Source organism: Muriicola sp. Z0-33 (genome assembly GCF_026126425.1).
Taxonomy (GTDB): domain Bacteria; phylum Bacteroidota; class Bacteroidia; order Flavobacteriales; family Flavobacteriaceae; genus JAFMPW01.
In genome coordinates, this window is record NZ_JAFMPW010000025.1 from 1 (window position 1) to 11,033 (window position 11,033).

The following is an 11,033-nucleotide window of genomic DNA, read 5'->3' on the forward strand; positions in this document are numbered from 1 at the left end:
GCGCGGACCAAAAAAACAATATATATGATCAAATTCTTCCGCCGTATCCGGCAGCAACTTCTCTCTGAGAATAAGTTCAGCAAATACCTGCTTTACGCCCTTGGCGAAATTCTACTGGTGGTTATTGGGATTTTGATTGCACTTCAAATTAATAATTGGAATGAGTGGAGCAAGGATAGAGTGAAAGAAAAGGAGGTTTTGGTAAACCTAGCGGAAAACTTTGAACTCAATATAGAGGTCCTCGAATCTGATATAGAACGCCTTCTTAAGTATAACACGTCATCTAGAATTGTTCTTAATGTTTTGGATAATCAACAACCATTTACTGATAGTCTGGCTAAACACTTTCACAGGGCGCGAGTACCAAAAACGATTTTGAGCCTGTCCCAATCCGGGTATGAGCAATACAAGAACATGGGTTACGGCATCATTATAGACAAACCCATAAGTATAGAGATCGTTGATTTTTTTGAATCCACATTGCCGAAATGGTTTACCCGTTATGACCAGATAAATGCTCCGTATGTGCCGTTTATTGATCACCATGTGCCGTTATTCATCTATAAACGTGAGAGCCTGGTGCCTATTAACATGGATCATCTTTACAGGGACGATTACTACTTGGGTTGGATGAGGGCGTATATGGAAGGAAGGAACACCCTGATTGAAATAGAGAGCGAATTTATCAAGGAGAACCAGAGAGTTCTCCAACTCATTAAAGATGAATTAAATGATTAAAAAAAGGCTAACAATGTGTAAAAATCATAGTGTCCAATCGCTGCTACGCTACATACACAAACACGTTAGCCGCAACGAGAGTACTGGCCTAGAGTAATTAATCAAAAAAGTATCTATATGTCAAGAATAAAATTATTGGTACTAGTTCTATCAATTTGGTTTAACATTCAAAATTTTTACGCTCAACCAAATCAAAAAAATAGAGTCGTAATATTAACTGATATAGAAGCTGACCCCGATGATACGCAGTCTTTAGTAAGACTATTACTTTATGCCAATCAAATTGATATTAAAGGAATAGTAGCGACAACTTCTTGCTGGCATACTGAAACAGTCAACCCTGAATCTATTGTTAAAGTAATTAATGCATATGGAAAAGTTCAACCTAATCTTCTAAAACACGAAGAGGGCTTTCCGAAAGAAGAGGACTTGTTGAAATTGGTAATAAGTGGTTTACCAAAATATGGAATGACCGGAGTAGGCGACGGAATGGATTCCGAAGGCTCTGAATGGATTATTCGAGAATTAGAAGCAAACGATAAAAGGCCACTGTGGGTTTCTGTTTGGGGAGGAGTTAATACCTTGGCTCAATCACTTCATAAAATCAATAAAACAAAAACTAAAGAGGAAGCTAAAAGACTCATTTCCAAGTTGAGGGTCTATACCATTTCTGATCAGGACGATAGTGGTATTTGGATAAGGAACAATTTTCCTGATTTATTCTACATTGTTTCACCAGGAGATGATTATGGAAGTGCAACTTGGACTGGAATAAATGGTGTTTTTGAAGGAATTGATAATAAAACAATTAGCAATTCATGGTTGGCCGAGCATATTCAGCAAGGGCATGGTCCCCTTGGCGCAGCTTACCCTGATGTGTCTTGGGGTGTTGAAGGAGATACTCCAGCATTCTTGTCATTAATTCCAAATGGATTAAACAATGCAGAACATCCTGAATGGGGGGGCTGGGGAGGAAGGTATATACTTTACAAGCCCGATTTTTCAAAAACCAAGAAAGGAGGTTCAATAGTTGAAATTGCGCCGGAAACAAGACCTATTTGGACAAATGCTGTTGACAATTACATTCGTTTTATTCCAAGTGAATATGGTAGAAATGTAAAAAAAGATACAACTGTTTTCAAAGGGTACAAAGCAACCCTATGGAGATGGAGAGATGATTTTCAACATGATTTTGCTGCCCGAATGGATTGGTGTACCAATTCATTTGAGAAAGCCAATCATCCCCCAATTCCAATATTATCACATCCGGATAAAATAACTCTTAAATCAGGAGAATCTTTTAGGTTAGACGCGTCAAATTCAACCGACCCCGATGGAGACAATCTTACTTTTTTGTGGTTTCCTTACCTCGAAGCTGGTACATATCTGGGAAAATTTGAGCTGAGTCAACCTGAAAATGCTCATACAACACATGGGGTAGCACCAGTAGTAAGCAAGAATGAAACGATTCACATAATATTAAAAGTAACTGACAAAGGAGAACCTGCTTTGTCGAGATATAAGAGAATTATAATAAAAATAGAACCAAAATAAAACATAGCAGTTAACAAAGTATATGACAATCATGTATGGCAAAAGCTGGTCGCGCCGCATATACAAGGCCGTTAGACGCAAAGACAGAATAAAAATTGAATATACAAGATGAAATTACCTCTAAATTGTGAAGCAGAATACCATAGTGATTTCCTTGAATTAAAGGAGGCTGAAGATTTGTTTTTTGAGTTAAATGAAGTGATGAAAAAAATCAGCTTTTATCCACAAACCGTCGATGGTAAAAAGCATAATGTTAATTTTGGAAAATTAATGATTATTGACCAATACTTATTTGATCAAAATAGATTCCCAGAAAAATACTGGGGAGTTACTAGAGTTTGGTTTGGTAAATTGATAAAACTTAAAGAAAAAATTGAACATTTCACCAATCAAAAATTCCAAGTTTGTGTATTGATATATTACCCAGATGGTAACTCAGGAGTAGATTTTCATTCAGATTATACTGCATATGGAGACACTTCTATAATTCCTTCAATAAGTTTAGGAGAAGAAAGAGAATTTAAGTTCAGAGAGAAAGAAAGTGAAAATGAATTTACTACAAGGTTAGCAAATGGAAGTCTAATTATTATGGGTAAGTATTGCCAGGACAGGTATGAGCATAGTCTTCCAATAAATCCTGATTATAAAAACCCAAGAATCAACCTTACTTTTAGAAAATTTGGATTTGAAAATTAAACTCAGCGCCTAACAATAGCTAAAACAGCCCTGCTGCTAAGCCGCAGCACGGCGTTTAGTTGAAACGTTGGCAGTCATTAAATCTCTGATTTGAAAATATTAATTTGCAAAAATTGCGACTTTGAATTCGAAGGAAAATTTTGTCCGAATTGTTCCCAGAGCCAACTTGCAAATCATCGACTAAATTTCAAGGGCGTAGTTAGTGAATTCTTTGACACTATATTCAATTTTGAGAAAGGACTAGGGTACACTTTTTGGAATTTAATTAAACAACCGCATTTTGTTGCTCAAAGTTTTATTGAGGGTAAAAGAAAACGATTTACAAGCCCTGTCAAATATTTCGTGATTTCCACTATAATCCAAGCACTTTTTGCCTATTTCACCATAAGCAGTTCGATTGGTTTTCCTAGTATTGAGTTCTCATTTCTTTCAGCTGAAACCAATCAAAACATCAATTATTGGAACCAACTAATTACATTCGATTATCCCATTTTATTAGGAGTTATCAATACTTTAGTATGGACAGTTCTACTTTATATCTTATTCAAAAAGACCAGCTACAATTTTACCGAATTATTGGTTTCATCTTTATATTTTTATGGAACGATTTTCATTTTAATCAATTTAATTACTATTGCTTATAAACCATTAACCAAGAGTTTTCTACCAATAGAATTAGTAAGTTTTATTGGTTTTGCCTATATAACTTTCGCATATTTTGGTTTTTTTAGAAGCGTCCATCTTTTTTGGCGTGTTATAAAAATAATCATTGTCTTTTTTGGATTGTTTATATTTAGAATGCTCATATTTCCGCTGATTTTGGATGGTTTATTTACGATTAATTAAACAGATAAAAAACGCCTGCCAACAATGTACATAGCTCATTACAATTTACTATCTTTTGGCTATGGCGGGAAAATCTTACCAATTTTCCGGCAACGAAGCCATACGGGAGACCGTTTTATGCAATTCAAATAAATAGTATTGGCAAATGGATTACCAGACTTCATTTTTAACCTCTAATGATAGAAGGAATTCCTTTGATGCAATCACAAAAGGAATAGATAAATGGTGGGGAAAAGTTGATAATTCAGTTGGAAAATTAGGCGATGAATTTTCCATATTTTTTGGAAATACAGAGTGGCGATTTAAGATAACCCAATACCTTCCATATGAAAAAGTTAAATGGAAGTGTATAAAAGCTAATCACGTACATGATGGACTTCAAAATATTCAGGAAGAATGGCTGCACACTGAGGTAGAATGGGATATTAAGCAGGCTGAGGAAAAGACAAAAATTACAATTACTCATAATGGTCTTAATAATCAACTCAACTGCTATGAAGTTTGTAAATCTGGCTGGGATTATTTCCTATTATCTAGTTTAAAAGATTATTTAGAAATGGGTAAGGGAACACCTCACAGTGAATAATAAATGCATACAACAAAACCTAAACTGCCTTCAAACGCGGTTTAGCCAATCCGTTGTAGCACAATAGTGAGAAGTCAGTAAATGATAAAATTAAGAGACATATTAAGGCTTTTACCTACTTTCGGGATACTGATTTTCATGGGACTTTACATTTATGCCACAAAGTTATATCCGGGAGGTTCCCAGGCAGATATAAACTCCATAGGATATGATTGGAGTAACAACTTTTGGTGCAACCTAATGAGCGTTAAAGGGATGAATGGAGATGAAAATCCCGCCAGACCCGTGGCACTTATAGCCATGGTCATTCTTTGCTCCAGTATGACACTATTTTTCTTTCAATTTGCAAATTACTTTGTAAAAAATAGAAATTGGAAATTAACAATTAAGATTGCAGGAACTCTGGCAATGGTATCGGCGGTATTTATTTTTACCCAGGTTCATGATGTCATGACCACAATATTGAGTGTTTGTGGTGTTATAGGTATAATTGGAATAATAAGAGCACTACATATAAACAAAATGACTTTTTTTAAAGTAAGTGGAATAATATGTATGACACTAGTTGGTGTAATCAACTTGTTCTACTATGATGAAAATTTGATAAAGTATTTGCCATTAATACAGATTACAGGCTTTATTCTGATACTTGCCTGGACAGTAGGGCTTAATCTTAAAATGAAAGGAAAAAACGGGCTACAACAGCGCGTATAATTTATTAAGCTGAATTACTTGCCTGAAAATTATCTTACATGTAATCATACACGAACAGGTTGTGTACAATTAAATTAAATTATGAAATCAATTATAATAGTATTCTTTGCTGCAATATTATTTATTAGCTGCAAAAATGGGCCGGCAGATCAGATTAAATCTGACAATTTCGAATTAGTAGAATTAGGCGATGGAATTTACGGTTGCATCCACAAATTTGGAGGAAAAGCCATTTGCAACGTAGGTATTGTTGATAATGGAAGAGAAACTCTAATCTTTGACAGCTTTCTCTCTCCTGATGTAACAGAAGAATTATTGAATGCTGTAAAGGAAATGGGCTTATCACCAGTAAAATTTGTAGTTAATAGCCATTTTCACAATGACCATATTCGAGGCAATCAGGTATTTTCGAAAGATGTAAAAATAATTAGTACTAGAATAACCAAAGAGCTCATTGAGGAAGAAGAGCCTTTACAAATTGCATATGAAAAAGAAAATGCACCAGCACGCCTATTTTATTATGATTCGCTGTATAATTCGTTTGTTGGAGACAAGGAATCGAGAGAATATAAACAGATTCTTATGTGGAGGCCATATTATGAGACCCTGTCAAATAGCCATATAGAAGTTAAAACTCAATTACCTAATTTGTTCGTAGATAGTATATTGAACTTAAATGGTCCTAATCGAAAAATCCAATTAATTTCGAAAGGAGAAGGTCATACCCCAAGCGATCTTATAATGTATTTACCAGATGACCGTATCTTATTTACAGGTGATCTCATATTCAATAAATGCCATCCCTATGTAGCACATGGAAACATTTCGAAATGGAAAGCATGGCTCAATTTTATGAACTCGCTTGAAGTTTCCACCGTAATGCCCGGTCACGGACAGATTGGACCTAATGAACTTATTGATCATATGAAGGATTACTTATTGGACCTTGAATCCTCAGCTGAAGAACTAGTCAAAAACAATGTGTCCATAGAAGAGCCTGTAAATTTCTCAATTCCTGATAAGTATAACGACTGGTGGTTTGATCGGTTTTATGAATATAATTTGAGATTTGCATATGAATCATTGAACACAAAAAAAACAAAATGACGCTGTACACAACAATCTATATATGCTATTAAAACGGCTCATACACCAGACCGTTGAGCTTCATCACTCTTAAAACCAAAGAATTCCCACTTTTGATCCTGGGTATATAAAAGGAATTAGAATCCCGGGCTATCGAAATCCATCTTTCTGCTGATGAGGCCATGCGATAAATAATAAAGGAACTGATAGAAGTCATTGCGGACAGTAGATCATCTCAATAATTTTATAGCTGTAATTAGAAAGGGAATGCTCCTTTCTTTCAAAAATTATTGCGATGAAAATGTTCAAATTTATCTTTCTGATCTCTTTAACCGCTATGATATTCTCCTGTAGTACTGATGATGACGAAGTAATACTTACCAAAGACGGTCGGTTTCCAATTAGTGAACTCACTGGAAACTGGGAGGCTACCAAGGCCCAATTTAGTGTAAATACCATCTCTGTAGATGTTGTTGAAAACGGGGGGACAGCCAGTATGTCCGTGCAAAACAATGGCCGCTTTACCCTGACACTGGATCCGGTAGACCGGAATGCTTATACCGTTAGTGGCGAAATGTACTGGGAGGAATGGAATGAAACCTTCTACTTCGCAATTGTCTGGGATGAGGATCCTGATGATTGGGATACCTATGGCCATACCTTTGACGGGACAACCCTGTCCCTTAATGGAGGTGCCAATAGCGGGGAGTACGATTTTGACAATAACGGGGATATGGAGGCATGTTCCGTCCACTTCATCTTTGTTCGCTCAGGATGAGCAAATCGCTCTCAATGGCTTGCGGTATTTTGCTATCTTAGTTATTTAAAACAGGATCGTTAGGACTTGCGCACTGAAGTGCCTTGTTATAGCCAAGGCCGGCAGAAGTCATTGAATAATCATATAATAAAATATGTTTTTAACCAGACAGATCACCTTAATATTTGTCATCAGTTTAGTACTTAGCTTCACTCTGAGCGCACAGAAAGGTCAATTACTAACTGATTTAAAGATGAATAGTGGAATTCTACAAAAAGAAAAACTGTATAATATCTATTTACCACCTGGCTACGATTCGAGTGTGAAGAAATTTCCTGTTCTTTATCTATTACATGGAAGTGGGCCTCAACCCAATGCTCATCATACCTGGTTTAATAGAATGAACATCCGGGAGGTAATGGATTCTGGAATCGATACTGGTACAATTATTCCAATGATAGTAGTGATGCCAGATGCCGAAGTAACTTTTTATATGAACAATATCAATGGAGAATATCAATACGAAGATTATTTTATTAGCGAATTAATACCCTACATTGAAGAGAAGTATAAATGCCAAAATGATAAAAAATTCAGAGGAATAGCGGGGGGTTCGATGGGAGGATATGGAGCCATTGTTTACAGTCTACACCACCCTGATTTATTTAGTGTTTGCGCTTCAATGGCTGCAGCTATCCGAACAGACCAACAAATTAGAGATATGCCATTTGAAAAATTTCAGTATAATTATCGTAGTGCTTTAGGAGATATCAAGGAAGGAGCTGAAAGAATTACGGAGTATTGGAATTCATATAGTGTTCTAAATCTAATTGAAAATACCTCAAAGGAGAGAGCAAGCCAGGTAAAATATTATGTAGATATAGGTGATGATGATCATTTATATAAAGGAAATTCTCTTTTTCACATTCGTATGAGAGATTTAGAAGTACCACATGAATATAGAGTGAGAGATGGGAAACATAATTGGGGCTATTTCAACGAAACACTCACCCATCTAATAGCTTTTATCAGTGAAGAATTCAATAATAAATAAACGACTACTAACATTCTGTATGAAATCATAACCCCACAAAGCCTTACACAAACCAAAGCTTCGATTCATATACAATCGTTGAGCTTCATTACTGCTTCGCTGAAGCTAGGCAGTAGAAACTATGACTAACCAATAACAAATGATAAAATTCTTTAGAAAAGAATTAATCCATAATACATGAAAGAAATGAAAATTAAAACCAACCAATCACTCCTTGAAGACACATTAAAAGCTTTATTGTTGTTTATTTTAATGCTTTTTACAACTTCAACTTTCGCCCAAATTAAAGACCACAGTGCAGCTGTTAATAAAGCGGCAGATAAGATTGAGCAGAAAGTTATCGATTGGCGACACGATATCCACCAAAATCCAGAATTGGGAAATCGTGAATTTCGTACTGCTGCTCTCATAGCCAAACACTTAGAATCCCTGGGCATGGATGTACAAACAAAAGTAGGTGTGACAGGCGTTGTTGGGATTCTCAAAGGAGATTCCCCTGGTCCTGTTGTGGCACTTCGAGCAGACATGGATGCCTTGCCCGTGGAAGAGAAGAACGATTTGCCATTTGCATCGAAAGTAAAAACCACTTATAATGGCAATGAAACTTCGGTAATGCATGCCTGCGGACACGATGGCCATGTAGCTATTTTAATGGGTGTTGCAGAAATACTATCGGGCATGAAAACCGATTTAAAAGGTACTGTAAAATTTATCTTTCAACCAGCCGAAGAAGGTGCGCCAGCGGGTGAAGAGGGGGGTGCAGAATTAATGGTGAAAGAAGGTGTTCTCGAAAATCCGCAAGTGGATGCCATTTTCGGGCTGCATTTGGATGCTTTCTACGAAGTGGGTACAATTTCATATCGGTCGGCGGGTATTATGGCAGGTGTCAATGATATGAAAATTACCGTTAAAGGAAAGCCAACACATGGGGCATATCCCTGGGTGGGTATTGATCCGATCGTGGTTTCTGCTCAGATTATCACAAGCCTGCAAACCATTGTAAGTCGCAACGTTACATTGACAGATAACCCCGCAGTTGTAACTATAGGAGCTATCAATGGTGGAAATCGCAGCAACATTATTCCCGAGCAAGTGGAAATGTTGGGCACCATCAGAACATTTACAAATGAAGACGAGGCTTTTGTGCTTAAGAGAATTAGAGAGATTGTTGAATTAACTGCACAAGCCGCGGGAACGACCGCAACAGTTGAACTTCCGTACTCTACCCGTTTTCCGGTAACCTTCAATGATGAAAAGTTAACAAGTTTAATGTTACCCACTTTGCAGAAATCTGCTGGAGAGGAAAATGTGAGTTTAATTCCTCCCACTACAGGTGCAGAGGATTTTTCATATTTCGCTCAAAAAGTACCAGGATTTTACTTTTTCGTTGGTGCAACAACCAAAGGCAGAGATATGAAAACCGTTGGAGACCATCATACGCCGCAATTCCTCATGGATGATACTGCGTTTAAGACAGGGGTAAAAGCCATGTGTAATTTGGTGTTTGATTATATGGAGTTGAGCGGTCAATAGAAGATTAATACTTTAATTAAATAACGAAATCCTGACCTGACGCTTTGTGCATCATACAAGTTAGAACTAAAAGATAAATAATATCGAAATACTTTTTCTCTACCTATTGGCTTTTACAGCATTACTAATGGGAACTGCTGCAATTTACATGGCTTTAATAGAAGCTTTTCCTATAAAATGGTTGTATTACCATTATTTTATTCGAAAACCTGTTAATTGGTCAATATTTATAGGGGTTTTATTATGGACAACTTTTATATTTTATCAAAGTAATGAATTTCCAACTTGGGCTATTGCGCCAATAATAATTTCTGGCTTTGCATTGATTTTAACTTATAGAATGCATCAAAGCAGAGCATTCCCTGCTGTATTTTTTCCCAAACTATCTGAAGACCCTGAAGAATTGCCTTTAAATGATAATATGGAAATGGCTGTGATTGAATATGAGGGAATTACAAAGTGTTATCCTTTGGATTATGTCATTCATCATCACATTATAAATGACCATTTTAAAGACAGAATAGTAGCTTTAACCTACTGTGCAATGTGTAGGAGTATCATACCATTTGATGTAACAGAAATTGGACCGCTGTTTGTAGGGTCGTTTAAAAATGCAAATATGATTGTTGCAGACAAAAAGACAAAGACATTTTTCCAGCAAGCAACTTTTAAGTCCATTATTGGTCCATTACATCCTTATGAATTAACTATGAAACCATTTCAGATACTCTCCTGGTCTGAGGTAAAGAAAACGATAGCAAATCCACAAGTTGTTAAAGTAAGCGAACAGGATTTTAAAGATTTTGAATTGCCAATACCAGGTATCTGGGAAAAAATTATTGCTTCTGAATCTACACCAGGACTTTCTGCCAAAAACCGTGATAAAACTTTTCCTTCAAGAACTCATGTGATTGGAATAATTGATAATTCAATCAAAGACAAGGTGGTATATTTAAAAAAGGAAGTTTTATCGAAAAAAATAGTAGAAAATAAAGAAAATGGTTTTATTCTTATTGGTGCAGGAAAAACGGTGAATGCTTTTAATAATAGTCTGAATTCTCAAAAGCTAGAAATAAAATTAGAGGGTGAAGAACTATTAGATTCAAAAAGCAGCACTAAGTGGAATGTAAGAGGCAAATATATTTCAGGTGACATTAAAGAAGACTTAGAACCAATCGCAATTTCAGATGAGTATTGGTTTTCCTGGATAAAATTTCATGATAAATCAAGGCTAATTAGATTGTAAAAAGCAAAAATCTACATCAAGGTGTATATTTTATTGCTTACTTCCAGCCAACTTTGGAAAATCCGCGAGAATTTTCTATTCAGTATTTGCTTGCAAAATTTAAGCTAAACCAAAGCAAGGGAATCATGCACAAGACCGTTGTGTTTCATTATTTTGATTCTGCACATTTAGCAAAAATCATATCTTTAGAGGGCCGAATGGCAAGCAAAGGTCTGGTAGACCT

General features: G+C 36.0%; 11 protein-coding genes. All 11 read left to right on the forward strand.

The genetic code is table 11. The annotated features are described in order from the left end of the window. A partial coding sequence (locus tag J1G40_RS18005; RefSeq protein ID WP_265244057.1) for a DUF6090 family protein occupies positions 1-738 on the forward strand: 738 nt, incomplete at its 5' end. 117 nt (positions 739-855) lie between these two features. Then, entirely contained in the window at positions 856-2,292 is a 1,437-nt protein-coding gene (locus J1G40_RS18010; protein WP_265244058.1) for a nucleoside hydrolase-like domain-containing protein, read from the forward strand. A gap of 108 nt (positions 2,293-2,400) precedes the next feature. Then, a complete protein-coding gene (locus J1G40_RS18015; RefSeq protein ID WP_265244059.1) occupies positions 2,401-2,988 on the forward strand; it encodes an alpha-ketoglutarate-dependent dioxygenase AlkB in 588 nt (195 codons plus the stop codon). Between the two features lie 90 nt (positions 2,989-3,078). Further along, positions 3,079-3,834: a DUF3667 domain-containing protein gene (locus tag J1G40_RS18360; protein ID WP_414855673.1), complete on the forward strand. Its 756-nt coding sequence runs from the start codon at positions 3,079-3,081 to the stop codon at positions 3,832-3,834. 145 nt (positions 3,835-3,979) lie between these two features. Continuing rightward, positions 3,980-4,420, forward strand: a complete 441-nt coding sequence (locus J1G40_RS18020; protein ID WP_265244060.1) for an SRPBCC family protein — start codon at positions 3,980-3,982, stop codon at positions 4,418-4,420. A gap of 81 nt (positions 4,421-4,501) precedes the next feature. Further along, positions 4,502-5,134 (forward strand): hypothetical protein, encoded by a 633-nt coding sequence (locus J1G40_RS18025; protein ID WP_265244061.1) that lies wholly within the window; start codon positions 4,502-4,504, stop codon positions 5,132-5,134. Between the two features lie 81 nt (positions 5,135-5,215). After that, a complete protein-coding gene (locus J1G40_RS18030; RefSeq protein WP_265244062.1) occupies positions 5,216-6,241 on the forward strand; it encodes an MBL fold metallo-hydrolase in 1,026 nt (341 codons plus the stop codon). A 280-nt stretch (positions 6,242-6,521) separates the two neighbouring features. Then, entirely contained in the window at positions 6,522-6,998 is a 477-nt protein-coding gene (locus J1G40_RS18035; RefSeq protein ID WP_265244063.1) for a hypothetical protein, read from the forward strand. Positions 6,999-7,230: 232 nt separating this feature from the next. Beyond that, on the forward strand, positions 7,231-8,031 hold the full coding sequence (locus J1G40_RS18040) for an alpha/beta hydrolase (protein WP_265244064.1): 801 nt from the start codon (positions 7,231-7,233) through the stop codon (positions 8,029-8,031). Between the two features lie 177 nt (positions 8,032-8,208). Continuing rightward, positions 8,209-9,564, forward strand: coding sequence for an amidohydrolase (locus J1G40_RS18045; RefSeq protein WP_265244065.1), 1,356 nt, complete (start codon positions 8,209-8,211; stop codon positions 9,562-9,564). Positions 9,565-9,691: 127 nt separating this feature from the next. Next, a complete protein-coding gene (locus J1G40_RS18050) occupies positions 9,692-10,810 on the forward strand; it encodes a DUF3179 domain-containing protein (RefSeq protein ID WP_265244066.1) in 1,119 nt (372 codons plus the stop codon). Positions 10,811-11,033: the final 223 nt, after the last annotated feature.

Excerpts from the sequence above, each read along its gene's own strand:
- J1G40_RS18010 (WP_265244058.1), top strand. The coding sequence starts at position 856 with ATGTCAAGAATAAAATTATTGGTACTAGTTCTATCAATTTGGTTTAAC.
- J1G40_RS18015 (WP_265244059.1), top strand. The coding sequence starts at position 2,401 with ATGAAATTACCTCTAAATTGTGAAGCAGAATACCATAGTGATTTCCTT.
- J1G40_RS18020 (WP_265244060.1), top strand. The coding sequence starts at position 3,980 with ATGGATTACCAGACTTCATTTTTAACCTCTAATGATAGAAGGAATTCC.
- J1G40_RS18025 (WP_265244061.1), top strand. The coding sequence starts at position 4,502 with ATGATAAAATTAAGAGACATATTAAGGCTTTTACCTACTTTCGGGATA.
- J1G40_RS18030 (WP_265244062.1), top strand. The coding sequence starts at position 5,216 with ATGAAATCAATTATAATAGTATTCTTTGCTGCAATATTATTTATTAGC.
- J1G40_RS18035 (WP_265244063.1), top strand. The coding sequence starts at position 6,522 with ATGTTCAAATTTATCTTTCTGATCTCTTTAACCGCTATGATATTCTCC.
- J1G40_RS18040 (WP_265244064.1), top strand. The coding sequence starts at position 7,231 with ATGAATAGTGGAATTCTACAAAAAGAAAAACTGTATAATATCTATTTA.
- J1G40_RS18045 (WP_265244065.1), top strand. The coding sequence starts at position 8,209 with ATGAAAGAAATGAAAATTAAAACCAACCAATCACTCCTTGAAGACACA.
- J1G40_RS18050 (WP_265244066.1), top strand. The coding sequence starts at position 9,692 with ATGGGAACTGCTGCAATTTACATGGCTTTAATAGAAGCTTTTCCTATA.